The organism is Actinomadura rayongensis (assembly GCF_009831215.1).
Classification (GTDB): Bacteria; Actinomycetota; Actinomycetes; order Streptosporangiales; family Streptosporangiaceae; genus Spirillospora; species Spirillospora rayongensis.
In genome coordinates this window covers 1-24,661 of record NZ_WUTW01000002.1, presented here as the reverse complement: position 1 = coordinate 24,661, position 24,661 = coordinate 1, and the positions used below count along the sequence as shown (strand labels likewise).

Below are 24,661 nucleotides of genomic sequence, written 5' to 3'. Positions count from 1 at the left end.
TGCGCGCCGGAGGCCGATGGGGGTTAGGGTGCGCCGGGTGTCGTCCAGCGGTGTTCGACCTTGGCGATGCGCCAGTAGGCGAGTGCGCACAGCCATACGGCGGCGAAGAGGGCGACGATGATGTAGCCGACGCTGCCCAGGTCGAGGCCGGAGATCCAGCCGGTGACGCCGTCGCGCAGGCCGAGCTTGTCGTGCAGGACGCCGACGAGTTCGATCGTGCCGATGACGAAGGCCACGGCGATCGAGAGCCCGGTGATCGTGAGGTTGTAGTAGACCTTGCGCACCGGGTTGGCGAACGCCCAGTGGTAGGCGAAGTTCATCAGCGTTCCGTCGAGCGTGTCGAACAGGCTCATCCCGCAGGCGAACAGCAGCGGGAGGACCAGGATCGCGTACCAGGGCAGGCCCGCGGCGGCGCCCGATCCGGCCATGACCATCAGCGCCACCTCGGTGGCGGTGTCGAAGCCCAGGCCGAACAGCACACCGACCGGGTACATCTGCCACGACCGGCTGATCGAGCGGGTGAAGCGCCCGAGGATCCGGTTCATGACGCCCCGGTTGTCGAGGTGGCGTTCCAGTTCGGCCTCGTCGAACTCGCCCGACCGCATCGCGCGGAAGACGCGGCGGATCCCGGCCAGCGCGATCAGGTTCAGCGCGGCGATCAGGTAGAGGAAGACACCCGAGACCGTCGTGCCGATCAGGCCGAGAACGGCGTGGGCACCCGAGTCCTCGTTGACGAGCGTCCCGGCGACCTGCGCGCCCGCGGCGACCAGGGCCGCCATCGCGACGACGATGGTGGAGTGCCCGAGGGCGAACCAGAACCCGACCGCCACGGGCCGCTGACCGTCCGCCATCAGCTTGCGCGTGGTGTTGTCGATGGCCGCGATGTGGTCGGCATCGAAGGCGTGCCGCATGCCCAGCGTGTACGCGGTGACGCCCAGCCCGATGCTGAACACCTGCGTCCCGACCGTGTAGCCGCGCGGCGACACCATGAGCACGAGGACGCCGAACGCGACGACGTGCATCACCGCGATGACGCCGAGCAGCACGCCCGTCCTGATCCAGTCGGCGCGCCCGAACCGGCGCGCGCGAACGTCCGTCATCGCCATGGATGACCGCCTCTCCAGCACCTCGTGGATGGTCGTCACGCTGTGCCGTGGCCGGTCTCCTGGCTGACGGGTCCCGCGTCCGCGCACCTCGCCTTCCCGGCCGGACGAACCCGGCCAGTGACGCCTCTCGGACGGTGTGCGAACTCCCCGATCACAGTGGCGAGGGCCGCTCCGGTCTCACACCGGTCTTCCCGATCACCACGACGCGGTCACTGTAACCCGCCACGTCCATAACTGCATATTCCTCGCATTTGCGACTCGCTGCCCGAGCGGACGCGGTTCGCTCGACCCTGGAGCGGGACGCGCGCGGACGGGTGGGAGGATGACCGCGATGGGCGAGGCGACGCGCGCGGACGCGGGAATGAGGCTGTTGAGAGCCGGCGTGCTCTCCGTGGTCTGCGTCGCGCTCTCCGCCGCCGCGCACGCGCTCGCCTCCCACCGGACCGTCCCACCCGGGACGCTGGCCGCGGCGCTGCCGTTCGCGGCGGCGTTCACCGTTCCGCTCGTCGGGCGTGAGCGCACGGCGCGGGGCGTGGCCGTGATCCTGCTGTGCGGCCAAGTGCTGACGCACATCATCTTCTCCGCCGGTCAGTGCGGGATGGACGCGTCGAAAACCGCCGGCCCGCCGCCGATGCCGGATCACGCCGGGATGGGCGGCGCGTGGCCCTTCATGCCGTCGCCCACGATGTTCGTGCTGCACCTGGCCGCCGCGCTGGCCTTCGGGCTCGTCCTGCGGCGTGGCGGCGCGGCACTGTGGGCTCTGGTGCGCCTGTCCGAGCGCGGCATCGACGCGGTCTCGGAATTCGTCCTGGCCCTTCTCCTGGCGGCCGTCGCGCTGGTCTCGGTCTGCGCGCCGCCCGTGTTCGCCGTGCGCCGGGTCCGGCGGGCGGAGGACCGCGAGGGTCGCGGTACGACCGTCCTCGCGCATGCCGTGATCAGGCGGGGACCGCCGCGCCGTCTCGCGACGGTCTGAGCACCCCGGACACTTTCCACCCTTCTCGCGCCGGGCACAGGTCCGGCCGTCGCGTTCACGCTGCCGGGCTCCGGCCCGGTCCTTCCCTTCTCCGCTCCGGCCCTCGGCGTTCGCGCGGCGCGTCCCCGCCGCCGACGCCGGCGCGGAGTTCCGTGACGCCCCGAGAAGAGTCGCCCATGCGTTCAATCCTCCCCGCCGACGTGCGGCGCCGCCGCGTCGTCGGCGGCCTGGCACTGGTGGCGGTCGGCACGGCCGTCCTCACCTCCTGCGGTTCGTCGGAAGACGGCCGGTCCTCGGCCGCCACGTCCGCGGCGTCGCCGAGGGCGGCCGAGTCCGGCGTGCTCCGGCCGGATCGGCCGCTGCCCAAGCCGCGCCTCGTCCTCACCGACGAGAACGGCGATCGCTTCGACCTCGTCGAGCGGACGAAGGGCCGCCCGACCCTGCTGTACTTCGGATACACGCACTGTCCCGACGTGTGCCCGACGACGATGGCCGACGTCGCCAACGCGGTCCGGACGCTGCCCGCCGCCGAGCGCACGAAGTTCTCCGTCGTCTTCGTCACCACGGATCCCGCTCGGGACAAGCCGAAGCGCCTCAAGGACTGGCTGGCAGCGTTCGACGCGCGTTTCGTCGGGCTCACCGGCGATTTCGCGAGCGTCCGACGTGCCGCCCGGACCGTCGGGGTCTCGATCGAGCCCCCGGTGAAGAGCGCGGACGGCGGCTACACCGTGAGCCACGGCGCCGAGGTCCTGGCGTTCTTCCCCACCGACGACAAGGCCCACCTCATCTTCACCGCCGGGGTGCCGGCGCGGCAGTACGCGGCGGCCCTGCCCGAGATCCTGAAGGGCGGGACGGCATGAGGCGCCTCGTTCCCCTCGTCCTGGCCTGCTGGGCGGCCGTCGCCCTGACGGGATGCTCCGGTTCCACGGCCGGACCGAGGCTGACCGTGACCGGCGCCTACGTGCCGCAGCCGCCGATGGCGGACATGGCCGCCGGTTACCTCACGATCGTCAACTCCGGAGGCGTCGACGACACGTTGACCGGCGTCACGAGCGCCGTCGCCGCCGAGGTGACGATGCACAGCACGACGGACGCCGGGCAGATGAAGGCCGTCGCGGCGTTCCCGATCCCCGCCCACGGCCGCCTGACGTTCCGGGTCGGCGCGAACCACCTGATGCTGGACGGGCTCAAGCGGCTGCCCCAGGCCGGGGAGACCGTCGAGTTCGTCCTGCGGTTCGCGAAGTCCGGGCAGATCGTCGTGCACGCGCCGGTGAAGCCGGCGGGCGGCACGGACCAGGGCATGTGATGGACGACACCGAGACGGGACGCCTGTCCCGACGTCGGCTGTTGCGCACCGCGGGCGGCACCGGACTCGCGGGCCTGGTCGCGGGCGGTGCGGCGTCCGTACCGCTGCGCAACGGCCGTCCGGTTCCGCTGACGGCCATCGGCGCGACGGCCGTGCTGTTCCACGGCGCACGGCAGGCGGGAATCACGACGCGCGCGCAGGCGGTCGGCCACCTCGTCGCGTTCGACCTGGCCGCGGGCGCCGACCGCCGCGCGACCGCGGCGCTGCTGCGCCGGTGGTCGGACGCGGCGGCGGCGATGACGGCGGGCCGGACACCGGACGACGACGACCAGATCGCGCTCGACGCGGGACCATGCGCGCTCACCGTGACGTTCGGATTCGGCCGCACGCTCTTCCCCAAAATCGACCGCGAACCGCCCGCCGGACTGGCACCGCTGCCGCCCTTCGCGGCGGACGCGCTCGACCCGCGGCGCGGCGGGGGAGACCTCTGGATCCAGATCGGCGCCGACGACGCCCCGGTGGCGTTCCACGCCCTGCGCACGCTCCAGCGGCGCGCGGCAGGAACGGCGCGGATCCGCTGGCAGATGAGCGGCTTCAACCGGGCACGAGGCGCGACCGACCGGCCCCGAACCGCACGCAACCTCATGGGCCAGATCGACGGCACGCGCAATCCGCGCCCCGGCGACACCGGTTTCGACGCCGCGATCTTCGTCGGCCCGGACGCCCCCGACACCTGGATGCGCGGCGGCTCGTACGCGGTCGTCCGCCGGATCCGGATGCTGCTGGACGACTGGGACCGCCTGCCGCTCGACCGCCAGGAGAAGGTCATCGGCCGCCGCAAGGCGAACGGGGCACCGCTGTCGGGCGGCACCGAGACGACCGCGCCCGACCTGGTGAGCGTCCGGCCCGACGGATCACCGGCCATCCCCGCCGACGCGCACGTCCGCGTCGCCGCGCCCGAGTCCAATGGCGGCGCGACGATGCTGCGCCGGAGCTTCTCCTACCACGACGGTCTCCGCCCGGACGGCACCCCCGACGCGGGTCTGCTGTTCGTCGCCTGGCAGGCCGACCCGACGACCGGCTTCGTCCAGGTCCAGCGCAAGCTCGACGGAGCCGACCACCTCACCCGGTTCATCCGGCACGAGTCCAGCGCGGTCTTCGCGGTCCCACCGGGCGCCGAACCGGGCGACTACGTCGGCCGGGAGCTGCTGGAAACGTGAACCGACCTTGGACCCCCAGTCCCGGTCGCGGCCGACTTCACCCGCCGCAGCACGCGCCCTCCCGGGGGACGCGGCGTTGCCCTGGCCCGGTGACGACCGTCCTGTCGGCTTCCCGGGCGATCTTGCCGCCGGGCCGCCCCGCCCGGACGCTTTCACACGAAACGGAGACGAGACCTCAATGCACGTCCATCTCCGGCGGCCCCTGGCCGCCGTGCTCAGCGCGATCGCCGTCGTGTCCGCCTCCGCCTGCGGCGCGTCGGACGCGGAAACGACCGGCGAGCCCATCGCGTCCGGTCCCGCTGGGCCGACCGCCTACCCCCTGACGTTCGACAACTGCGGGACCAAGGTGACGTTCCGCAGGTCGCCCCGGCGCGTGCTGATCCTCAACGGCACGTCCGTGGGCGAGGTCGAGAGCTTCCTGATGCTCGGCCTCGGCGGCACCGTCGTCGCCAACGCCCAGTCCTACGGCGTCTCCGACGACCCGTCGATGATCGGCCGCATCAAGGCGCTGCCGACGGGCGGGGTGACGATGAACAGGAACTTCGACGTCCCCGCCGAGCAGGTGCTGAAGCTCCGGCCGGACCTGGTGGTGTCCACCTGGTCGGGCGGCTTCGACGCCAAGAAGGGCTTCGCCACGCGCGAGCAGCTCGCCGCCGCCGGGATCACCTCGCTGGTGAACCCGGTGAACTGCGCCTCGGGCAAGCCGGACGCGACACCCGCCGAGAAGACCGCCCACAAGAACCAGTCGATCAACTCGTCGCTGGAGTTCCTGCTCCTGCTGGGCCGGATCTTCGACGTGCAGCAGCGCGCGACGACGTTGGTCGACGGGCTCCGCGCCCGTGTCGACGCGGTCCGCAGACGGGTCGCGAGCCAACGGAAGAAGGTGCTGATCGCCTATCCCGGCATGGCGATGATGAACGCCAACGGCCTGCCCGCCGTCATGACCGGCGGGATCTACGACGACGTGATCAGGGCGGCGGGCGGCGTCAACGCGTTCTCCGGACAGGGCGAGAACCTGACGCGGACGCTCAGCCGGGAGCAGCTCGCGGCGGCGCAGGTGGACGTCCTCGTGGTCGGGCTGTTCACGCCGCAGGAGAAGGGGGACGCCGAGGCGGCGAAGCTGTTCGCCGCGTACCCGCAGTGGCGGGCGTCCAGAACGCGGACCTACACGGTCGTCTCGGACGGCGTCTACCTCGGCCCGCTGAACGCCGCCGGAGTGGAGAAGATCGCCGAGGCGGTGCGTTCCGGTGGCTGACGTCCGCCCGGAACGGCGGGGCCCGCACCCGGTGGCCGGACGGCGCGGGACCGGCGTACTGCTCGCCGTCCTGGCGTGCGCGCTCGGCGGCGCGCTGGTCGCGGGCATCTCGATCGGCTCGGTGAACCTGCCGCCCGGCGACGTCTGGGGCGTGGTCCGGGCGCACCTGTCGGGACGCGACGCCGATCCGCTGCTCGACCAGGTCGTCTGGCAGATCCGCACGCCGCGCGTGCTGCTCGCGGCGCTCGCCGGGGCGGGCCTGTCGGTGGCGGGGACGGCGTTCCAGGCGCTGGTCCGCAACCCGCTCGCCGACCCGTACGTGCTCGGCGTCTCGTCCGGCGCGTCGCTCGGCGCGGTCCTGGTCCCGGCGCTCGGCGGGACGGCGGCCGGCGGCCTGGTCGGCGCGCTCGGCGTGACGGGCGCGGCGTTCGTCGCGGCGATCGGGTCGGCGGCGGTCGTCTACCTGCTGGCGCAGCGGGCCGGACGGCTGCTGGACTCGCGGCTCGTGCTGACCGGCGTCGCCATCGGCTACCTGTGCACGGCCGCGACGACGTTCGTGCAGCTCCGGCTCAACCCGACCGAGCTGCAGGGCATGATGTTCTGGCTCATGGGCAGCGTCGCCGGGGCGAGCTGGAGCGACCTCGGCGTTCCCGCCGCGCTGATCTGCCTGTGCGGGGGCTTCCTGCTTGTCCGGGCACGGGAGTTGAACGCGCTGCTCGCCGGGGAGGACGCGGCCACCGGCATCGGCGTCCCGGTCGCGGCGCTGCGCGTGACGCTGCTGGTGGTCGGTTCGCTGCTCACCGCGACGGTCGTCAGCGTCGTCGGCGGCATCGGGTTCGTCGGGCTGATGGTCCCGCACGCGACGCGGTTCGTCGTCGGCGGCGACCACCGCCGCGTCCTGCCCGTCGCGCTGCTCGCCGGGGCGCTGTTCACCGTGCTCGTCGACCTGGCCGCGCGGACCGCCGACCGGCCCGACGAGCTGCCGGTCGGGATCTTCACCACCGGGCTCGGCGTCCCCTTCTTCCTGTGGCTGCTGCGCCGCCGTGCCGCGGGAGGCGACGATGCGCCTTGACCTGGCCGGCGTGAGCGTCCGGATCGACGCGCGTCCCATCGTCGCCGACGTCGACCTGACGGTGGAGCCGGGGGAGTTCGTCGCGCTCGTCGGCCCGAACGGCAGCGGAAAATCCACGTTGCTGCGGACCGTGTACCGGACGTTGCGGCCGTCCGGCGGCGTCGTCCACCTGGGCGGCGCGGACCTGTGGCGGATGCGTCCCCGCACGGCCGCGCGGCACCGGGCGGTCCTGCCCCAGCACAACCAGGTGAGCGGCGAGTTCTCGGCGGCCGAGACCGTGGCCGTCGGACGCACCGGCCGCAAGGGCGCGCTGGACCGGGAGACCCGGGCCGACCGGGCGGCGGTCGACGCGGCGCTGGACCGGGTCGGGATGTTCTGGGCGGCCGGCCGGCTGATGTCCACGCTGTCGGGCGGCGAGCGGCAGCGCGTCCTGTTGGCGCGGGCGCTGGCGCAAGAGGCTCCGCTGCTGGTGCTGGACGAGCCCACCAACTACCTCGACATCGGCTCCCAACTGCACCTGCTCGACCTCGTCCGCTCGCTCGGCCTCACGCTGCTGGCCGCGCTGCACGACCTCGACCAGGCCGCCGCGCACGCCGACCGGGTCGTCGTGCTGCGCGCCGGCCGGGTCGTGGGGCACGGGCCGCCGCTGGACGTCCTCACGCCGTCGTTCATCGAGGACGTCTTCGGCGTCCGCGCCCACGTCGGCCCACACCCTCTGACCGGCCGTCCGCACATCGCAGTGGCGGCCCCCACCCCGCAACCGGGCGGCTCCGACCGGAATCCCCGCCCGTCGACCTACGAAGGGCACTGACTATGACCTCCGCTTCCCTCACCCATGTCGCCACTCTCTGCGGCAAGTGCGACTGCGGCTGCCCCGAGGTGTTCGTCGCGCCGCACGCCGAGCCCGACAAGCGCGTCGTCATCACCGACGACTTCGGACAGAAGATCCAGATGAGCGCCGGGCAGTTCCAGGACCTCGTCGACAAGGCGCGGGCCGGGGCGTTCGACGCGGCCATCGGGCTGCTTCCGTCCGCCTGACCCGCCCGCCTGGCGGCCCGTCCCGCACCGGGACGGGCCGGCCCTAGCCGCTGCGGGCCCGGGGGCGTGGCGTCGTCGACCATCGCCACGGCTCTGGGCCGCACGGTCCCGACGATCACGTCGGGACCGGCCGAGCGGCCACCGACCTCACAGCGCGTCGTCCGCACCGACGGCGACGGCCGAACGCCCGGTGGCCGCTCGGGGTAGGGCATGCTGTGCGTGATGCGAGCGGAGTTGCGGACGTGACCGGGCAGGTCGAACTGCTCGGGTTCGCCGTCGGTGCGCTGATCGCGATGGTGACCGCTCCGGTCGGGGTGTCGGGGGCGGTGTTCCTGCTCCCGGTCCAGCTCAGCGTGCTGAACGTGCCGAACCCCGCGGTCACGCCGACCAACCTGCTGTTCAACGTCGTCGCCGGTCCCGGCGCGCTGGTCCGGTACTACCGGCAGGGCGCTCTTGGCGGTCCGCTGACCCGGCTGCTGATCGCCGGGACGCTGCCCGGAGTCGTCGCGGGCGCGGCCCTGCGGGTCTTCGTCGTTCCCGGTCCCGCGGTCTTCCGCGTCCTGGTGGGTCTGCTCCTGCTGCCGTTGGGCCTGTGGCTGTGCGCCCGCACCCTGCGTCCGTCCCGTGGGGCCGACGGCCGTCCGTCCACCCGGTTCGTCACCGCGCTCGCGCTGGCGGTCGGGACCGTCGGAGGCGTCTACGGCATCGGCGGCGGTTCGATCCTCGGGCCCGTTCTCGTCGGCCGCGGGACGCCCGTCGCCCAGGTCGCCCCGGCCGCGCTGGCGTCCACGTTCCTGACCTCGCTGACCGGCGCCGCGACTTACGCCGTGCTCTCCCGCACCGCACAAGGGGACATCGCCCCCGACTGGACCCTCGGCCTGACCTGCGGCCTCGGCGGCCTGGTCGGCGGGTATCTGGGCGCCCGCCTGCAACCCCGGCTTCCCGAAACCGCGCTGCGGCTCACGCTGGGCTGCCTGGCCACCGCGCTGGCCGTCCTCTACCTCGTCCAGGCGATCACCTGACCGAGCGGAACCGCGACCGGTGTGGACCCGCTGGCCGATCAGCCGCGCACTCCGCAGCCGAGCGGAATCGGGTGAGCGAATGTGCTCCCGTCGTCGGGCCGGGCTGTGGGTCAGCGGGGCGCGGGCTGGCTGGACAGCGGGCGGAGCCTGTCGCTGACCTCCTTCCAGTCCAGTGCGCGCAGCAATATGTCGGTGTCGGTGGCGACGCTCGGGCAGTTGTCGGTGCCGTTCAGCGTGCCGGGGACGGTCAGGGTTTCTACTTCGCGTCCTGTGCGGGCTTCGCGAAGCGTCACGGAGTAGTTGCCGCTGTAGAGCGGGAATCTGTGGGCCGTTCCTGGGGGATCGGTGAACGTGCAGGTCACCTTTCCGATCGGCCCGGCGCCCTTCGCCGCCGTGATGCAGGCGAGAAGCTGCACCTGTTCCAGCCTGTCGTTCCAGGTGAGGACGGACGGGTCTGCGCCCCTGTCCTGCTGGAGACTCCCGCTGACGTAAGGCTCGTGGGCCTGGCCCGTGAAAGTGACCGCGACGTCGTCCGGACTTCCTTCCGTGAGCGGGATGGGCGCGATGAGGTGCGGGCCGGGCCCGGCGAAAGCCGGGTTCTGGGGACGCCACGGTCGGCCGGTGCAATCCTCCTCGTCCGGTGAGGAGATGAATTCCGTCGACGATGCCCTGGTCGCGGGAGCCCGGTCTCGGGTCGCGTTGGAGGTACCCGCGCTGCAGGCGGCCAGCGCGGACACGACGATGGCGACGGCGATTCCCCTCACGTGCATCGTGGCCCGGTTTCTCGCGCCGTGCCGTTGCCGACCGGACGACGTGCGCCGAAGGACGCTCGTGCCGACACGCAATGCCATGGTCGCCTTCCCGGTCGGCGGCTAAGTAGCCCGTTGGGCCAGGTTGTCGATGAGCAGCCCGAGAGCGAAGTCGAAACGTTGATGCCCGGCTCCCGAGGTCAGTTCGACCGCGTGTGCCCGGGTGTGCGGGAACGTTTCCTCGGGCAGCGCGGTGAAGCGGCGGATGAGTTCGTCCTGGCTCACGACCCAGGCCGCGTCCGGGTCTTTCTGCCGTTGCCGGACCATCGAGGTCTCCAGCGCGTAGCCGGCGATGTAGAGAGATAGGGCGTCGATGCCCCAGGCCGCGGCCTGCGGTTCGACGTCTCCGGCGAGCAGGATGGCGAGCATTCCTTCGCTCACTCTCAACGCCTCAAGGTTGGTCGGGACCACCGCGAGGGCTGCGCGGGAAATGCCCGGGTACTGCAGGTACTGGTCGCGGAGCTGGACGCATACATCGCGGATCTGCTCGCGCCACCGTGCCGGGTCGGGCTCGGGCAAGGTGATCTGGGAGCACAGCCGACCGATCAGCAGATCGTCGAGGTCGGCCTTGTTGACGATGTGGGCGTAGAGGGACGACGGGACCGTCCCGAGCACCTTCGTCACGCTGCGGATCGTCAGCGCGTCGTAGCCCTCGGCGGCCACGACCTGCAGCGCGGCGTCGGTGATCCGCTCGACCGTGAGGGGCACCTTGCGAGCCGTCGTGGCCTCGGCCGTGGCGCCGGGTTGGGCGTGCCGAGCCGCCCGGCGAAGCTTGGGATCGATCGCCATGCGTCGCACTATAACTTGACATGAACTAAGTTCGTTGCATAGAACTTTGATCGTTCACAGTGAACAAAGTTCATCCATCGCTAGCCCAGGACCACCATGGCCTGGCCCGTACTGGCCGGCCTCGTCCCTTGCTCGGGCCGGTCCGGCCCGGCGGGGGCTCCTGCCCGAAGACGATCCCGCTCCTGCCCGGGCTCGAGACGTACCCAGCGAGGCCGTTGATTCTCAACGCCCTCAGACTCCCCAAGCCGGGGTTGCAGGCGGGCGCCCAGATACCCGCTCCGCGTCGTCGCGACCGGCCTTCACATGATCGAAAGGACGAACCCCCGTCATGACCGTCATGACCGTCAAGACCGCCCTGATCACCGGGACCAGCCGACCGGCCGGACTCGGCTTCGCCGTGGCCCGCCGACTCGCCGAACTCGACCACCACGTCGTCCTCACCGCCCGCGACGTCGCCCGGGCCGAGCCGCTGGCCGAGCAACTGCGCCGCGACGGCCACGCCGCGACCGCGCTGCGCCTGGACCTGACCGACCGGGCCGGCATGGACGAAGCCGCCCGGTACCTCGCCACGACCTTCGGCCACCTGGACGTCCTGATCAACAACGCCAGCGACATGCCCGACTTCACGGTCCTGTCCGCGCTCGACGCCGACATGGACGCCGTGCGCTCCGCCATGGAGGTCGACGTGCTCGGCCCGTGGGCACTGACCCAGTCGATGCTGCCCCTGCTGACCGCAGCCCCCGCCGCGCGGATCGTGAACGTCTCCAGCCTCTCCGCGCTACAGGTCGCCACCGGCCTCGACCTCGGCGCCAGCCTGCGCGCCCCGGCGCACTCGATGGCGAAGTACATGCTCAACGCCCTGACAGGCGTGCTCGCCCGCGCGCTGAAGGACACGCCGATACTCGTCAACGCCGTCGACCCCGGCAGCACCGCCACCCACCCCGAGCGCGGCGACGACACCGACGACCGTCCAGCCGCCGAAAGCGCTGAAGGCGTCGTCTGGGCAGCCACGCTGCCCGCCGACGGACCTACCGGAGGCCTCTTCGCCGACGGTCAGCCCCTGACCTGACACCACGTCCGCACGCCCGCCGGCACTAACCCGCTAGGCGACCGAAAACGGATCGTCACGACATCAGCGTCGCTCAGAAGGCGCATCGACCAGCAACGCACTGCTCAACCCGCTCGCCCTTTCCGCGCCGCCCGGCTTCCTGGTCGGCAAGAATCCGACCGCCACGGCGCTTAACAACTGTGGCCATCCAGCCACATGTGCGGTCCGGCAAGCCTGAACCACCGGGTGACCCACGGACGGGAACACAGCGGACGCATCACGCCCCGCGCCACTCCACGCCGGACGTGCCACTCCGGCCCGTGCGCCGCTCCACCCCGAGCAGGACGGTCGCGTTCCCCCGGCCCGCCACGCTCCGCCCCGAGCAGGGCGGACGCGTCACTCCGGGCCCTTCCCCGTTCCGCGCTGAGCAGGGCGGGCGTGTCGTTCCCAGCCGTGCGCCGCTCCGCGCTGAGCAGGCCGGACGGGTCATTCCCGATCATGCGCGACTCCACCCTGAGCAGGGCGGACGCGTCCCTCCGGGTCGTTCGCCGCTCCGCGCCAAGCAGGGCCGACGCGTCAACCCCGGCCATGCGCCGCGCCGACCCGAGCGAGGCAGACGCGTTGCTCCCGGCCGCCCGCTGCTCCGCGCCGAGCATGTTCTGAGCGCAGCGGGCGGCGTGGGTGCGCGCACGTGAGCGGGACACCGTCCGCGACGGCGGGTCAGGCGGTGGCGGGTGCCGCGCTCGTGTCCGGACGAGGCGAGAGCAGGCGCTCGGCGAGCGGCGCGAAGCACAGCCCGATCGTCCCCCACAGAACGGCCTGCGCCGCGACCGAGAAGAAGCGGAAGGCGAACAGGGTGTCGGCGGGGAAGCCGGGATAGACGATGCGTCCCTGCGCGTCCCGCAGGGGCAGCGGAGTCTCGGTGGCGTGATGCCCGTACGCCTCGACGTTCGCGCTGAGCTCGCCGAAGGAGGGCAGGACGAGCATCACCGCGCCGAGAACCACCGCGCAGGCCAGGACGGCGAGCAGCGTCGCGTTCCACGTCCCGAAGCGGGCCTGAAGCCGCTGCCCGAGCCATGTCCCGGCCACCAGGACGACGATCGAGATCCCCACCATCAGCAGGTAGAGCCCGCTGCGCTCCCGGATCGTGTCCTCGTGGCCGATGGCCGGGGGATTGGCGGGGTACTTGGCGAACGGGATCAGGTACAGGGCGAGAAAGCCGCCCCCCGCGACCAGCAGCGCGAGCGTCCGCGGCCTGACCTTGCCCGTGCGTCCGCAGGCCAGCGCATAAGCGACGGCGTACAGCGCGCCCATGGCGATGCCGAACGCGATGATTCCCACGCCGATCCCGACGTTGCCCTGGAAAGCGCGGCTGAACGGTTCGGCGTGCTCATGCTCGACGGGCATTCCGGCCGTCTTGTCGAGCAGGGACTGGGCAGCCTCGCGACCGCTCTCGTAGTCGATCGCCTTCTGGATCTGCGGCTCGGCGAAAATCCGGGCGAACAGGAAGGCCAGCAGCCCGCCGATCGCGCCCACGGCCATTCCGCGCACGATGAATTGCCGTTCCACGGCCCGCTCCTTCAGTTGTGTCCGGTGCCGTGGATCAGTGGCAGGGGAAACCGAGGAAGTGCCGCGCGTCGTGGACGAACTCGTGCACGTGCGTGTCGTTGCCGAACACCGAGGTGGCGCCCTGGTCGATGCCGATGAAGTAGTACAGCGCCACACCGAGCAGAACGGTGCCGAAAAGCCACAGCGCCGCGCGCGTCCCGCCGAGGACGACGGGGGTGGAGCCGGTGCGCGCACCGTCAAGGGTGGTGGACGTGCTCATGAGGGGCCTCCCGGGGATCCTGCGTCCCGCGCTCGATGGACCGTTAGCGATGGCGGAGGTCTGACTCTCCGATCCCGGGACGGGACGGATCACAGTGGCGCGACCGTGCCGGATTTCCACCGGCTTCCCCTACCATCTACCGTCGTGACCTTAAGCTCCGCGCGTCGAACCGTCAATGAAAGGCTGTTCACGTCCGTCTCGGTCACCGGACGGTGACGGTCCGGCTTTTCCTCGTCGCGCACGCACCGACCGAGGCGACCCGCTCCGCCCGTTTCCCGGACGACGAACCACTCACCGCACACGGCCTGGCCGCCGCCCGCGAACGCCACGGCGCGTTGCGGCGGATCGACGTCGCCTACCGAGGCCCCGAGGCCCGCTGCCGCGAGACCGCCCGAGCACTGGGCCTGGACGCGTCCCCTGACCCGCTTCTCGCCGACGTGGACGTCGCCGGATGGCGCGGCCGTGCGCTGTCCGAACTGGAGACGGAGGATCCGGCGGGCCTCGTCGCGTGGATGTCCGACCCGGACGCGGCTCCGCACGGCGGTGAGCCGCTGTCCCGGGCAATGGCGCGCATGGCGGCGTGGTTGGAGCGTCTGCCGACGGGTCCGCAGCGGATCGCGGCCGTCACGCATCCCGCGCTGATCCGCGCCGCCGTCCTGCACGTGCTGGCCGCGCCGCCCGGCGGGTTCTGGCGGATCGACACGGCGCCGCTGTCGCTGACCGTCCTGTCCCGCGACGGCGGCCGTTGGCGGTTGCGCGAGACCGGGCACCCGCTCGCGGCGGAGTAATCAACCGGCCAGGACGTCCGCGAGTTCGGCAGCGAAAGCCGCGCCGGGTCGAAGCCCATCCCGGCGAACTGCTCCGCGAGTTCCAGAGACAGGACGCCGTGCAGCCACGTCCAGAAGCTCAGCACCCTGTGCAGCACGCCGGCCGGTCGCCCGCCCAAGCGCGGTGATCGGCGAGGCGCGTCGAGCGGGATCGCCGACGGGTCTAACGCCATGCAGGCGTCGAGCAACAACATCATCGTTTCGGACGTGACGAGCGTGATGTCGTCCGCCGCGCGGTAGCCAGGTACGGGGTGCGCGGTCCGGCGAGGCGGGTTCGGCCCGTGCGGTGCCCCCTGGCCTGGCGCGAGTGGGTGGCGGCGTGGCTCGCATGAGCGATGGCGCCGCCCGCGAACGCCATGGTGCACTGCGACGGATCGACGTCGCCTGCCGAGGCCCCGAGCCCGCTGCCGCGAGACAGCGCAGGCGCTCGGGTCTGGACACGGCCACTCTCGTCGGCGAGCGCATGTGATCGGTGTTGCGCAGGAGAAGGTGTCGCGCGGTCGGTCTGTCGCCGGGGGCGTGCGGTCAGGTGCGGAGGTCGGCGATGGCGGCGCGGATCGAGCCGTGGTGGACCGGGCCGTGGCCGGGGAGCACCGTGTCGGCGTCAAGGCGCTCCAGCGCGTCGAGAGCGGCCACGATTTCGGCGTCGTCGCCGTGGTTGAACCACGGCGCGATCAGCTGGGGGCCTCGGCGACGCGAGACGGCGTGTCCGGTGATGAGACTGTCGCCCGTCACCACCGCGCCGGCGGACGGGACAAAGTACGCGGTGTGCCCCGACGTGTGGCCCGGCGTCGGCACGGGGACGGGCGCGCCGGGCAGGTCCAGCGCACCGGCGGACGCGAACGGCAGGGCGTGCGGCGCGGCAACATCGCGCGTCGCACCGGCGCGCAGGATCCGGAACGTCCACGGCAGGACGCCCGGCCGGTGGAGCTGGGCGAGCAACCGGCCCGGCGTGAGCTGCTGGAGATATTCGCGGCGGGCGTGCGGGACCTCGGCCTCGGCCAGGTGGACGGGCGTCCCGAAGCGGGCGTGGAACGGGTTCACCGCGCCGAGGTGGTCGACGTGCGCGTGCGTGACCAGGATGGCCCGGACGTCCTCGGGCCGGTGGCCCACCGCGCGGATGGACGCCACGACCGCGGCGAGGTCCCCCGGATAGCCGCCGTCGATGAGGGTGAGGTCGCGGCCGTCGCGCAGCAGGACCCAGTTGACGTCCGTGCCGGTTCCGAGGAAGACGTTCTCGGCCGCCTGCACCGGGGGGTCGTAGCTCACGGGTTCTCCTCAGGTTCGGGGCGCCGCCGCAGGCATCGTCAGGGACGGACCGGTCGGCGAACAACTCGGCCTGAACCGTGTCACAGGATCGGCGGTCGCCGCGTCCTTGTCGGCATGACGACCCACATCACCATCATCGGCGGCGGGCTGGCGGGCCTGACCGCGTCCATCGCCTGCGCGGAGGCCGGCGCGCCCGTCCGCCTGTACGAGGCGCACCGCACGCTCGGCGGACGCGGCCGGGCGACGTCCAAGCCCTACGTCGCGCACGACGGCGCCCATGTCTTCTACGCCGACGGTCCGCATTACCGGTGGCTGGCCGAGCGCGGCTTCGTGGCGGGGCTGGGCTGGCCGTCCCCGGCCGCGTTCGCGAAGGCGGGGTTCCGCGTCGACGGCCGTCTGCGCCGCGTGCCGCCCGTCCGGATGCTGCGCGCGCAGTCCCGCCGGTGGTTGAAAGCGCCCGTGGACGTCGACTTCCGCACCTGGGCGTCGGACCACTGGGGCGAGGCCACCGCGCGACACCTGGCGAACGCGATCAGCGTGGTCACCTACGACGCCGACACCGGACGCCTGTCCGCCGCGTTCGTCTGGGACCTGTTCCAGCGGGTGCTCGGCCCGCGCAGGCCCGCCGTCCGGTGGGTGCGCGGCGGCTGGCAGACCGTCATCGACCGCATGGCGGCCCGCGCCGCCGAACTGGGCGTGGCGATCGAGACGGGCGCCCGCGTCGACGCGCTGCCCGCGGACGGCCCGGTGATCGTCGCGACGGACCTGGCCTCGGCCGCCCGCCTCCTGGACGACCCGAGCCTGACCTGGCCGAGCGGCCACGCCGCCCTGCTCGATGTCGCCGTGCGCTCCCACCGGCGCGACCGCACGCTGGCGTTCGACCTCGACGAAGGCGGGTTCCACGAGAGCTACACGATGCAGGACGACTCCATCGCGCCGCGCGGCGAGTCCCTGTTCCAGCTCCAGATGCCGATCCGGGACGGTGAACGTCACGCGCAGGCCCACGAGCGGCTACGCGCGTTCGCCGACCAGCTCCTGCCCGGCTGGGCGGACCGGGTCACCTTCCAGCGCACCGCCGTGGCCCGGGGCCGCACCGGCGCGCTCGACCTGCCAGGACGGACATGGCGGGACCGCCCGGCCGTCGAGCGCGCCGACGGCCTCTACCTGGTCGGGGACATGGTCGCCGCGCCCGGAATGCGCGGTGAGATCTCGATCAACAGCGCGCTCATCGCCGCCGATCTGGCGACCCGCGCCCGCGCACGGGCGGTCCGGTAGGCGTCAGGGCGCCCCGGAGCGCGTCGCGCACCGACAGCACGCGCCCATGCCGCTGGAGGTGCAGCCGGGAGCCACCGGCATCGGATCGCGATGGCCGCGGCCGTATAAGTTGCGAAATGTATGAATAAGGTCTTGTTGCTAAAAAGTCATGAAGTCCCGCTCACTGGTGGTGTGCGCGGTATATCAGGGCGGAATTTAGACTTGTTCTGAGGCTCACCCGCGCTGAACCGGTCATCGAGATCGGCGGCTAGGCGCGCGGCGTCGCGGGACGGGTGATGACCGCGACCGCGACCAGCAGCACGGTCGTCACGACCGCCGGGCCGGCGGTGGAGGGATCGGGCGGACGCAGGGGAACGAACGTGACCCAGGCGATGAGCAGGAGCTGCGCGACGGCCGAGCCGAAGCGCAGGCGGGGGAGCAGCAGGCCGATCCCGGTGGCGACCTCGCCCACGGCGGACGCGTAGTACACCCAGACCGGGTGGTCGTGCCGGTAGACGTGCATCGCCCAGTCCCAGCCGTAGAGCTTGCGCGCCCCGGCGAGCAGGAAGAACACGCCGAGCGCGCTGCCGGCGAGCGCGGCGGTCAGCCGGACGCGCCGCCTCGCACGTAGCGACGGCGCGTCCTGAACTCGGCCATTCATAGTGCCTGAATCTCCCTTCTGTTCCGAGTTTTCTTATATGTACTCGTCGCCCGTTGAGGGCGCTGGTCAATTGACAGCTTAATGGGTGACTGGGTGGCTCTGTTCGCTGCCGAAGGTGCCGTGCTGGTGAGATCTCGCGAAGGGAAGATTTGGGTGTGAAGCGTGTTATTGCGCGAAAGTGGAAGCACAATGGCGCATGTGTGGACCTGGATCGCCAACGTTCCAGATTCATGTCCCGCATGTCGGGTATGATGTCCTGAAAAACGAGACCTCTTCTGGCCTGTGTCATCGGGCGCGGGGCGGTCACGCCCAACGCCGGGAGGCCACGTCGCTCGCGGCGTCGAAGCGCCGGGTGCGGGGCGTGAGGGCAGTCGACCGGCCTTGCGCGGGCCGAACGAGCGGCGGTTCGCCCCAACGCTCGCGCGCGTCGAGGCATCTGGGCGGGCGCCCCATAGGGGGTGATCCGCAGTCGGCGTTATCGGTGGAGACGCGGTCCCGGGCCCCTGGATTCGGGGGTCGCGGGCCTCGCCGTGGTGAACGGTGGCGCGCCTGGCGCGTCGCAGGCCCCGGGCGCGGCCGGCCGGGTCATGTCGGATGCGGCCCCAGGCCGATGCGCTAACCAGCGCATTCATCATGCTCATTACCGAGCAAGCTCTTGACGTCCGCCTGTGACTGCGCGCACAATCAAACCTATTCATCATGCTCGATTGGAGTCAGGGATGCGCATTGCCAACCTCGCCGGCCGTCTGGTCCTGGTCGACCAGGGACGGGCGGTGGATGTGGAGCACGCCAGCGGAGGGCGCTTCGGCTCCGATCCCCAGGCCGTCTACACCGACTGGGACGCCTTCACGCGGTGGGCGGCGACCGCCGAGCTGCCGCGCGGCGCCGAGTTCGACCAGGCCGCGCTCGCCGCGCCGGTGCCCGCGCCGCGCCAGATCGTCGCGGTCGGCCTCAACTACCGCGACCACGCCGCCGAGTCGGGCTTCTCGGCGCCCGAGGGACTGCCCCCGGTGTTCACCAAGTTCGTGACGGCGCTGTCGGGCCCGGTCACCGAGGTCACGCTGCCCCCGGGCGGCCACACCGACTGGGAGGTCGAGCTGGTCGCCGTGATCGGCAAGACGGCGTCCCACGTCGCCGAGGCCGACGCGTGGGACCACGTCGCCGGCCTGACCGTCGGACAGGACATCAGCGAGCGCGTTTCCCAGCTCGCCGGCCCGGCCCCGCAGTTCAGCCTCGGCAAGTCGTTCCCGGGCTTCGCGCCGACCGGCCCGTGGGTCGTCACCCCCGACGAGTTCGCCGACCGCGACGACCTGGAACTCGGCGCCGCGATCAACGGCGAGGAGGTCCAGAAGGGCCGCACCCGCGACCTCATCTTCCCGATCCCGACGCTGATCGCGCGGCTGTCGGCGATCGTGACGCTGCTCCCCGGCGACCTGCTGTTCACCGGCACCCCCGCCGGCGTCGGGCTCGGCCGCAGCCCGCAGCGCTGGCTGGCGCCCGGCGACGAACTCGTCAGCCACGTCGCGGGCATCGGCGAACTCCGGCAGACGTTCGTCACGGCCTGACAGGAGGAACGATGGCTCTGCACCGCCTCAGTTCCGTCACCATCGGGGTACCGAACGTCGCGGAGACCGCCGGGTACTACGCCGAGTTCGGCCTCGCCGCCGGTGACGACGGCTGGTTCGCGACGCGCGACGGCGGGGACCAGCTCCGCATCGTTCCGGCGGCGACCCGGCGGCTGGTCGAACTCCGCGTCGGCGTGGACGACCGCGACGACCTGGACCGCGCCGCCGCGCGCCTGCGCGACCTCGGCGTCGCCGTGACGTCGGACGACCGAACGCTCACCGTCCACGAGCAGGTCACCGGAGTCCGGGCCGTCCTCCAGGTGGAGCCGAGGAACGTCCAGCCGGAGATCCCCGCGACCCGCTACAACGGGCCGGGCCGCATCGAGCGCGCGGGCGCGCGCGCCCCGGGAATCCTGCGGACGGACCCGGTACGCCCGCGCAAGCTCGGCCACGCCGTCCTCGGCACGACCGACTTCGCGGCGACGACCGTGTTCTTCCGCGACGGCCTCGGCTTCAAGACGAGCGACCAGATCAAGGACGCGGGCGCGTTCCTGCGCTGCTCCACCGACCACCACAACGTGCTGGTGCTCGCCGCGCCCGTCGGCTTCCTGCACCACACGTCCTGGCAGGTGGACGACATCGACGACGTGGGACGCGGCGCCTCGGCGATGCTCGACGGCCACCCCGAGCGGCACGTGTGGGGCCTGGGCCGCCACCACGCCGGGTCGAACTTCTTCTGGTACCTCAAGGACCCGGCGGGCAACTTCGCCGAGTACTACTCCGACATGGACACGATCCTGGACGACCAGCTCTGGACGCCCGAGGTCCTAGAGGGCGCGAAAGGGCTGTTCAACTGGGGTCCGCCGCCCCCGCCGTCCTTCCTGCGCCCCGACGACCTGGCCGCGCTGATGACCGGGGCGCACAGCCGATGACGATGGACAAGACGATCGGCTCGGCCGCCGAGGCGGTCGCCGACATCGGTGACGGCGCGGGCATCGCGGTCGGCGGGTTCGGGCTTTGCGGCGTCCCCGAGACGCTGATCCGGGCCGTCCACGCGTCGGGCGCGACGAACCTGCGCGTGGTGTCGAACAACTGCGGCGTGGACGACCGTGGACTCGGGATCCTGCTCGGCGCGGGCCGCATCGCCCGCGTCACCGGCTCTTACGTCGGGGAGAACAAGGAGTTCGCCCGCCAGTACCTCGCCGGGGAACTCGAAGTGGAACTCGTCCCGCAGGGGACGCTCGCCGAACGGCTCCGCGCGGGCGGCGTCGGCGTCCCGGCGTTCTACACGCCCGCCGGCGTCGGCACCCAGATCGGCGACGGCGGCCTGCCCTGGCGGTACGGGCCGGACGGGTCGGTGGCCGTCGCGTCCCCGCCCAAGGAGGTCCGCGTGTTCGACGGCCGCGATTACATCCTGGAGACCGCCATCGTCTGTGACTTCGCGCTGGTCCGTGCCGAGCGCGGCGACCGGTACGGGAACCTCGCATTCGCCCGGTCTGCGCGCAACTTCAACCCGGTCGTGGGAATGGCCGGACGGATCACGATCGCCGAGGTCGAGCACCTCGTGGACGCGCTCGACCCCGACGAGGTCGACCTGCCGGGCATCTTCGTGCAGCGCGTCCTGCCGCTCACCCCCGAGCAGGCGGCGGACAAGCCCGTCGAACGCCGCACGGTCGCCGCCGGGAGGACGTCCTGATGCCCTGGACGCGCGACGAGATGGCGGCCCGCGCCGCCGCCGAGCTGGCCGACGGCACCTACGTCAACCTCGGCATCGGCCTGCCGACGCTCATCCCCGACCACCTGCCGTCCGGCGTGCAGGTGGTGCTGCACTCCGAGAACGGGATCCTCGGCACCGGCCCGTATCCGGACGAGTCCGCGGTCGACCCGGACCTGATCAACGCGGGCAAGGAGACCGTGACCGTCCTCGCGGGCGCGTCCTTCTTCGACTCCGCGCTGTCGTTCGGGATGATCCGGGGCGGCCACATCGACACGGCCGTCCTCGGCGGGATGCAGGTCTCGGCCGCGGGGGACCTGGCGAACTGGACCGTTCCCGGCAAGATGATCAAAGGCATGGGCGGAGCGATGGACCTCGTCCACGGCGCCCGTCGGGTCATCGTCGTGATGGAACACCGGGACCGCGCGGGGAATCCCAAGGTCGTGGCCGAGTGCTCGCTGCCGCTCACCGGACGGGCGTGCGTGGACCGGATCATCACCGACCTCGGCGTCCTGGACGTCACGGCGGACGGCCTCGCACTGGTCGAGACCGCGCCCGGCGTGACCGTGGACGAGCTGCTGGCCGCCACCGCCGCGCCCGTGGCGGTCCAGGGCTCGCCGGCACGGCCCGAGACGACGAGTGGAGAAGCATGAACGAGCACGTTCCGGTCCTGGTGGCCGGAGGCGGGCCGGTGGGCATGGCGACGGCGCTGGAACTGGCGCACCACGGGGTGCCCGCGCTGGTCGTCGAGCCGCGCGCGGAGGTGTCGTGGCTCCGGCCGCGCGCCAAGACGACGTCGGCGCGCACGATGGAGCTGTTCCGCCGGTGGGGGATCGCCGGGCGGGTCCGGGACCGGGCGGCGCTGCCCGTCTCCTGGTCCGACCAGGCCGTCTTCGCCACCGCGCTGCTCGGCCGGGAGATCACGCGGTTCCACGGCTGCTTCGGCCTCGACCTGGCCGGCGATGACCGCGCCGCCGAGCCGGGGCAGCAGATCGGGCAGCCCGCGATCGAGCAGGTGCTCCGCGAGACGATCGCCGCGTCCCCGCACGCGCGGCTGGAGACCGGCTGGTCCCTGGTCTCGCTCGCCGAGGACGACGACGGCGTCACGGCCGTCCTGTCCGGAACCGACGGGACGGCGCGCGAGATCCGCGCGGACTACGTCGTCGGCGCGGACGGAGCCTGGAGCAAGGTCCGCGAGGCCATCGGCGTCGTCTACGAGGGCAGCGCGGACGAGCGGCCCAACTTCAACATCGTGTTCCGCGCGCCCGGCCTCGCCGACCGCGTCCCGCACGGACCGGCCGTCCACTACTGGGTGCTCAACGCGGAGCAGCCCGGCCTCGTCGGACGGCTCGACCTGAACGACCTGTGGTGGTGCATCGCTCAGGGCGTCACACGGGAGGAAGGGGAGGCGGACCCGCTGCGGTTCGTCCGCGCGCTGGTCGGCGACGCCGTCGACGCCGAGATCGTCGCGACCGACCCGTGGACGGCCAAGATGCTGCTCGCTCAGCGGTACGCGACGCGCCGCGTCTTCCTCGCGGGCGACGCCGCGCATCTGAACCCGCCGTGGGGCGGGCACGGCTTCAACACCGGGATCGGCGACGCGGTCAACCTCGGCTGGAAGCTCGCCGCCGTCCGCAACGGCTGGGCGCCCGCCGCGCTGCTCGCGAGCTACGAGGCCGAACGCCGCCCGATCGCCGCGCGGACGATCGAGGAGGCCGCCCGCAACATGGCGACGCTGGCGCCCGAACTGGCCGATCCGCGCCTGACCGGAACGGACGCCGAGTTCGCCGCCGCCCGGCCCGCCGTCGCCCGCGCCGTGCAGACGTCCAAGGACGGCGAGTTCCACAGCCTCGACCTCGTCCTCGGCTACACCTACCAGGGCTCGCCGCTCGTCGCCGGAGCGGCGGGCGGACGGCTCGCGCACGCGTGGCTCGGTCCGGGGGAGTCCCTGTACGACCGGCTCGGCCGGGAATTTACGCTGGTCGGAGACATGGGACGGCCGGAGGTCGCGGAGTTCGCGAAGGCCGCGGACGACGCGGGCGTCCCGCTGGAACTGCTCCACCACCCGGCGGCGGGCCTCGCGCTCGTCCGGCCCGACCAGCACGTCGCCTGGGCCGCCGGGACGCCGGGCACCGCGCGGCAGATCCTGCGGCGCGCGATCGGTCATCCGGAGTAGCCGTTCTCATCCCGGCCCCGCTTCGCCCACCCTGTTCCGAAGCGGGGCCACGCTCAAGGAGGTCTGCGTGACCGCGACCCTCACCCGTCCCGCGACGCGGCGGCGACAGGCGGGCATCCTCGTCCTGGCGTGCCTCGTCCTGCTCGTGGACGGCTACGACCTCTTCGCGCTCGGCACGATCGGGCCGAGCCTGCTGCACGACCGGTCGTGGGGCGCGTCGCCGTCCACGCTCGGAACGCTCGGCAGCGTGACGGCGCTCGGCATGCCGTTCGGCTCCGTCCTCGCGGGCTGGGCCGCCGACCGCCGGGGCCGCCGCCTGCCGATGACCGTCGCCGCCGCGTGGATCTCGCTGTCGATGCTAGGCGCGGCACTTGCGTCCGACCTCGTCCAGCTCGGCGCCGCGCGGTTCTGCACCGGCATCGGGATCGGCGCGCTCGCGCCGCTGGTGTCGGCGCTCGTCGCCGATACGGCCCCGGCCGGACGCCGCACGCTCCATCTCGCCATCGCCCTGGGCTCCATCGGCGTCGGCGGGACGGCCTCGGCGCTCCTCGGCCGGATCCTGCTGCCCGGCCACCCGTTCCAGACCCTGTTCTGGATCGGTGTGCTGCCCATCCTGCTGATTCCGCTGATCTGGCGGATCGTGCCGTCCGGGGCGCTGCGCCCGTCCGCGCGGGTCTCCGTCACGGCGCAGGCCGCCGAGCTGTTCACGCGCACCACCGCGCGCGGGACCGTTCTGCTCTGGGTCGCGACGTTCATGAGCATGGCGCTCGTCTACAGCACGACGGCATGGCTCCCGACGGTCATGGTGAAGAACGGCTACAACCTCGGCTCGTCCCTGGAGTTCCTGACCGCGTTCACCGTCGGCGCGAGCCTCGGCGGCCTGCTGGTCGCGCTGCTCGCCGACCGCGGGCATCTGAAGGCGGTCACCGCCGGGACGTTCGCGCTCGCCGCGGTGGCGCTGCTCGCGCTCAGCTCCAACCAGCCCCGGCCGGTCCTGCTGGTGGTGTCGGCGCTGGCCGGGCTCGGGTCCCTGGGCTGCCAGAACATGATCATCGCGTGCATGTCGGCGTTCTACCGGCCGCACCTGCGCGGCACCGCGCTCGGCGTCGGCCTCGGCGTCGGACGGCTCGGCGCGATCGTCGGCCCGTCGTACGTGTCGGCGGCCACCGCGCTGGTCGTCTCGCCGCGCGCGGGGTTCGTCGCGTTCATGATCCCGGCCGTGCTCGGCGCGGCCGTGGTCGCGCTGCTGCCCCGCACGCTCGCCCCGGCGCCGGAGTAGATCCCCGGCGCCGTGGGCGTGTTACGGCACCAGCACGATCTTGCCGACGTGCGCGCCCGCGTCCAGGGCTGCGTGCGCGTCGGCTGCTTCGGTGAGCGGATAGCGGGCGCCGATCACGGGAGCGATCTGCCCGCGCGCGGCGAAGTCCAGGACGAGTTCCTGCTCCCGCCGCGTGGCGGCGCGTGTGCCGAGGATGTCGAGGTGCTTGGAGAAGATGTCGTTGATGTGCAGTTCGACGGTCCGGCCGCCCATGATCGCCGAGAGGACGATGCGTCCGCCGAGCCGCGCCGCCTCGATCGCCAGGGGGACCATCGGCCCGCCGACGTTGTCCAGGACGGTGTCGACGCCGGTGCCGCCGGTGTGTGCGCGGATGTGGGCGGCGGCGTCGGGGTCTTTGTAGTTCACGACGGCGTCCGCGCCGGCGTCCAGGACTGCTTGGGTTTTGTCGGG

General features: G+C 72.3%; 26 protein-coding genes, 1 pseudogene and 2 riboswitches. Of the genes and pseudogenes, 18 read left to right on the top strand and 9 right to left on the bottom strand.

All coding sequences use genetic code 11. From position 1 onward, the window contains the following. Window positions 1–23: 23 nt before the first annotated feature. Window positions 24–1,106, bottom strand: coding sequence for a Nickel transporter NicT (gene nicT, locus GQ466_RS09530; RefSeq protein ID WP_161102529.1), 1,083 nt, complete (start codon window positions 1,104–1,106; stop codon window positions 24–26). 32 nt (window positions 1,107–1,138) lie between these two features. Next, window positions 1,139–1,324, bottom strand: a riboswitch (cobalamin riboswitch). A 143-nt stretch (window positions 1,325–1,467) separates the two neighbouring features. Here nicT and GQ466_RS09525 point away from each other — a divergent pair. The 9 genes from GQ466_RS09525 (at window position 1,468) to GQ466_RS09485 (ending at window position 8,992) form a co-directional block, all read left to right on the top strand. Beyond that, entirely contained in the window at window positions 1,468–2,079 is a 612-nt protein-coding gene (locus GQ466_RS09525) for a hypothetical protein (RefSeq protein ID WP_202420353.1), read from the top strand. Window positions 2,080–2,255: 176 nt separating this feature from the next. Then, the gene (locus GQ466_RS09520) at window positions 2,256–2,939 is read left to right on the top strand and encodes an SCO family protein (RefSeq protein WP_161102527.1); all 684 of its coding nucleotides are present in this window, start codon (window positions 2,256–2,258) and stop codon (window positions 2,937–2,939) included. Next, the gene (locus GQ466_RS09515; RefSeq protein WP_161102526.1) at window positions 2,936–3,385 is read left to right on the top strand and encodes a copper chaperone PCu(A)C; all 450 of its coding nucleotides are present in this window, start codon (window positions 2,936–2,938) and stop codon (window positions 3,383–3,385) included. Before GQ466_RS09520 ends, GQ466_RS09515 begins: the two co-directional genes overlap by 4 nt. Further along, the gene (gene efeB / locus GQ466_RS09510; protein WP_161102525.1) at window positions 3,385–4,605 is read left to right on the top strand and encodes an iron uptake transporter deferrochelatase/peroxidase subunit; all 1,221 of its coding nucleotides are present in this window, start codon (window positions 3,385–3,387) and stop codon (window positions 4,603–4,605) included. Before GQ466_RS09515 ends, efeB begins: the two co-directional genes overlap by 1 nt. 178 nt (window positions 4,606–4,783) lie before the next feature. Further along, entirely contained in the window at window positions 4,784–5,860 is a 1,077-nt protein-coding gene (locus tag GQ466_RS09505) for an ABC transporter substrate-binding protein (RefSeq protein ID WP_202420352.1), read from the top strand. Next, window positions 5,853–6,932 carry an iron chelate uptake ABC transporter family permease subunit gene (locus GQ466_RS09500; protein WP_161102524.1) on the top strand — a complete coding sequence of 360 codons (1,080 nt, stop codon included), beginning with the start codon at window positions 5,853–5,855 and terminating at the stop codon, window positions 6,930–6,932. The genes GQ466_RS09505 and GQ466_RS09500 overlap by 8 nt, the downstream gene beginning before the upstream one ends. Further along, window positions 6,922–7,743, top strand: a complete 822-nt coding sequence (locus GQ466_RS09495) for an ABC transporter ATP-binding protein (RefSeq protein ID WP_161102523.1) — start codon at window positions 6,922–6,924, stop codon at window positions 7,741–7,743. The genes GQ466_RS09500 and GQ466_RS09495 overlap by 11 nt, the downstream gene beginning before the upstream one ends. Before the next feature lie 2 nt (window positions 7,744–7,745). Then, window positions 7,746–7,970, top strand: a complete 225-nt coding sequence (locus GQ466_RS09490) for a hypothetical protein (RefSeq protein ID WP_161102522.1) — start codon at window positions 7,746–7,748, stop codon at window positions 7,968–7,970. A 242-nt stretch (window positions 7,971–8,212) separates the two neighbouring features. Beyond that, entirely contained in the window at window positions 8,213–8,992 is a 780-nt protein-coding gene (locus GQ466_RS09485; protein WP_337193402.1) for a sulfite exporter TauE/SafE family protein, read from the top strand. Between the two features lie 110 nt (window positions 8,993–9,102). Here GQ466_RS09485 and GQ466_RS09480 read toward each other — a convergent pair whose 3' ends face one another. Next, entirely contained in the window at window positions 9,103–9,843 is a 741-nt protein-coding gene (locus tag GQ466_RS09480) for a hypothetical protein (protein WP_161102521.1), read from the bottom strand. Between the two features lie 21 nt (window positions 9,844–9,864). Further along, window positions 9,865–10,590: a TetR/AcrR family transcriptional regulator gene (locus tag GQ466_RS09475; protein WP_161102520.1), complete on the bottom strand. Its 726-nt coding sequence runs from the start codon at window positions 10,588–10,590 to the stop codon at window positions 9,865–9,867. 328 nt (window positions 10,591–10,918) lie between these two features. Between GQ466_RS09475 and GQ466_RS09470 the strand changes: the two genes are divergently transcribed. Continuing rightward, window positions 10,919–11,659, top strand: a complete 741-nt coding sequence (locus GQ466_RS09470) for an SDR family NAD(P)-dependent oxidoreductase (RefSeq protein WP_202420351.1) — start codon at window positions 10,919–10,921, stop codon at window positions 11,657–11,659. Window positions 11,660–12,358: 699 nt separating this feature from the next. Here GQ466_RS09470 and GQ466_RS09465 read toward each other — a convergent pair. Both GQ466_RS09465 and GQ466_RS09460 read right to left on the bottom strand, forming a co-directional pair. After that, window positions 12,359–13,207 carry a CbtA family protein gene (locus GQ466_RS09465; protein ID WP_161102519.1) on the bottom strand — a complete coding sequence of 283 codons (849 nt, stop codon included), beginning with the start codon at window positions 13,205–13,207 and terminating at the stop codon, window positions 12,359–12,361. 34 nt (window positions 13,208–13,241) lie between these two features. Beyond that, window positions 13,242–13,466 carry a CbtB domain-containing protein gene (locus GQ466_RS09460; RefSeq protein WP_103562149.1) on the bottom strand — a complete coding sequence of 75 codons (225 nt, stop codon included), beginning with the start codon at window positions 13,464–13,466 and terminating at the stop codon, window positions 13,242–13,244. Window positions 13,467–13,500: 34 nt separating this feature from the next. Then, window positions 13,501–13,655, bottom strand: a riboswitch (cobalamin riboswitch). A 23-nt stretch (window positions 13,656–13,678) separates the two neighbouring features. Between GQ466_RS09460 and GQ466_RS09455 the strand changes: the two genes are divergently transcribed. Beyond that, on the top strand, window positions 13,679–14,254 hold the full coding sequence (locus GQ466_RS09455; RefSeq protein WP_161102518.1) for a histidine phosphatase family protein: 576 nt from the start codon (window positions 13,679–13,681) through the stop codon (window positions 14,252–14,254). Between the two features lie 50 nt (window positions 14,255–14,304). On the opposite strand, the pseudogene GQ466_RS33110 reads toward GQ466_RS09455, so the two are convergent. After that, window positions 14,305–14,658: pseudogene (locus GQ466_RS33110) on the bottom strand (TetR-like C-terminal domain-containing protein); the annotation flags it as partial. Between the two features lie 160 nt (window positions 14,659–14,818). After that, complete coding sequence (locus tag GQ466_RS09445) at window positions 14,819–15,562, bottom strand: MBL fold metallo-hydrolase (protein WP_337193401.1); 744 nt, start codon at window positions 15,560–15,562, stop codon at window positions 14,819–14,821. Between the two features lie 114 nt (window positions 15,563–15,676). On the opposite strand from GQ466_RS09445, the gene GQ466_RS09440 reads away from it, so the two are divergent. Next, window positions 15,677–16,837, top strand: a complete 1,161-nt coding sequence (locus tag GQ466_RS09440) for an FAD-dependent oxidoreductase (protein ID WP_161102517.1) — start codon at window positions 15,677–15,679, stop codon at window positions 16,835–16,837. Window positions 16,838–17,084: 247 nt separating this feature from the next. Here the strand turns inward: GQ466_RS09440 and GQ466_RS09435 are convergent, their stop codons facing one another. Then, window positions 17,085–17,477, bottom strand: a complete 393-nt coding sequence (locus GQ466_RS09435; RefSeq protein WP_161102516.1) for a hypothetical protein — start codon at window positions 17,475–17,477, stop codon at window positions 17,085–17,087. A gap of 719 nt (window positions 17,478–18,196) precedes the next feature. Between GQ466_RS09435 and GQ466_RS09430 the strand changes: the two genes are divergently transcribed. From GQ466_RS09430 to GQ466_RS09405, 6 genes are all read left to right on the top strand, one after another. Then, on the top strand, window positions 18,197–19,042 hold the full coding sequence (locus GQ466_RS09430; RefSeq protein WP_161102515.1) for a fumarylacetoacetate hydrolase family protein: 846 nt from the start codon (window positions 18,197–18,199) through the stop codon (window positions 19,040–19,042). Between the two features lie 11 nt (window positions 19,043–19,053). After that, entirely contained in the window at window positions 19,054–19,974 is a 921-nt protein-coding gene (locus tag GQ466_RS09425) for a VOC family protein (protein ID WP_161102514.1), read from the top strand. Continuing rightward, entirely contained in the window at window positions 19,971–20,738 is a 768-nt protein-coding gene (locus GQ466_RS09420; protein WP_237417843.1) for a CoA transferase subunit A, read from the top strand. The genes GQ466_RS09425 and GQ466_RS09420 overlap by 4 nt, the downstream gene beginning before the upstream one ends. Beyond that, window positions 20,738–21,409, top strand: coding sequence for a 3-oxoacid CoA-transferase subunit B (locus tag GQ466_RS09415; protein WP_161102513.1), 672 nt, complete (start codon window positions 20,738–20,740; stop codon window positions 21,407–21,409). Before GQ466_RS09420 ends, GQ466_RS09415 begins: the two co-directional genes overlap by 1 nt. After that, on the top strand, window positions 21,406–22,932 hold the full coding sequence (locus GQ466_RS09410; RefSeq protein ID WP_161102512.1) for an FAD-dependent monooxygenase: 1,527 nt from the start codon (window positions 21,406–21,408) through the stop codon (window positions 22,930–22,932). The genes GQ466_RS09415 and GQ466_RS09410 overlap by 4 nt, the downstream gene beginning before the upstream one ends. A gap of 67 nt (window positions 22,933–22,999) precedes the next feature. Continuing rightward, a complete protein-coding gene (locus tag GQ466_RS09405) occupies window positions 23,000–24,211 on the top strand; it encodes an MFS transporter (protein ID WP_161102511.1) in 1,212 nt (403 codons plus the stop codon). A gap of 21 nt (window positions 24,212–24,232) precedes the next feature. Here the strand turns inward: GQ466_RS09405 and GQ466_RS09400 are convergent. Next, window positions 24,233–24,661 (bottom strand): zinc-binding dehydrogenase (locus GQ466_RS09400; RefSeq protein ID WP_161102510.1); only part of this gene is annotated, 429 nt, incomplete at its 5' end.

Bases quoted from the DNA above. Each gene is read 5' to 3' on its own strand.
- nicT (WP_161102529.1), bottom strand. From the start codon at position 1,106: ATGGCGATGACGGACGTTCGCGCGCGCCGGTTCGGGCGCGCCGACTGG.
- GQ466_RS09415 (WP_161102513.1), top strand. From the start codon at position 20,738: ATGCCCTGGACGCGCGACGAGATGGCGGCCCGCGCCGCCGCCGAGCTG.
- GQ466_RS09470 (WP_202420351.1), top strand. From the start codon at position 10,919: ATGACCGTCATGACCGTCAAGACCGCCCTGATCACCGGGACCAGCCGA.
- GQ466_RS09475 (WP_161102520.1), bottom strand. From the start codon at position 10,590: ATGGCGATCGATCCCAAGCTTCGCCGGGCGGCTCGGCACGCCCAACCC.
- GQ466_RS09515 (WP_161102526.1), top strand. From the start codon at position 2,936: ATGAGGCGCCTCGTTCCCCTCGTCCTGGCCTGCTGGGCGGCCGTCGCC.
- GQ466_RS09460 (WP_103562149.1), bottom strand. From the start codon at position 13,466: ATGAGCACGTCCACCACCCTTGACGGTGCGCGCACCGGCTCCACCCCC.
- GQ466_RS09440 (WP_161102517.1), top strand. From the start codon at position 15,677: ATGACGACCCACATCACCATCATCGGCGGCGGGCTGGCGGGCCTGACC.
- GQ466_RS09490 (WP_161102522.1), top strand. From the start codon at position 7,746: ATGACCTCCGCTTCCCTCACCCATGTCGCCACTCTCTGCGGCAAGTGC.
- GQ466_RS09520 (WP_161102527.1), top strand. From the start codon at position 2,256: ATGCGTTCAATCCTCCCCGCCGACGTGCGGCGCCGCCGCGTCGTCGGC.
- GQ466_RS09435 (WP_161102516.1), bottom strand. From the start codon at position 17,477: ATGAATGGCCGAGTTCAGGACGCGCCGTCGCTACGTGCGAGGCGGCGC.
- GQ466_RS09525 (WP_202420353.1), top strand. From the start codon at position 1,468: ATGAGGCTGTTGAGAGCCGGCGTGCTCTCCGTGGTCTGCGTCGCGCTC.
- GQ466_RS09430 (WP_161102515.1), top strand. From the start codon at position 18,197: ATGCGCATTGCCAACCTCGCCGGCCGTCTGGTCCTGGTCGACCAGGGA.
- efeB (WP_161102525.1), top strand. From the start codon at position 3,385: ATGGACGACACCGAGACGGGACGCCTGTCCCGACGTCGGCTGTTGCGC.
- GQ466_RS09480 (WP_161102521.1), bottom strand. From the start codon at position 9,843: ATGGCATTGCGTGTCGGCACGAGCGTCCTTCGGCGCACGTCGTCCGGT.
- GQ466_RS09505 (WP_202420352.1), top strand. From the start codon at position 4,784: ATGCACGTCCATCTCCGGCGGCCCCTGGCCGCCGTGCTCAGCGCGATC.
- GQ466_RS09425 (WP_161102514.1), top strand. From the start codon at position 19,054: ATGGCTCTGCACCGCCTCAGTTCCGTCACCATCGGGGTACCGAACGTC.
- GQ466_RS09410 (WP_161102512.1), top strand. From the start codon at position 21,406: ATGAACGAGCACGTTCCGGTCCTGGTGGCCGGAGGCGGGCCGGTGGGC.
- GQ466_RS09495 (WP_161102523.1), top strand. From the start codon at position 6,922: ATGCGCCTTGACCTGGCCGGCGTGAGCGTCCGGATCGACGCGCGTCCC.
- GQ466_RS09420 (WP_237417843.1), top strand. From the start codon at position 19,971: ATGACGATGGACAAGACGATCGGCTCGGCCGCCGAGGCGGTCGCCGAC.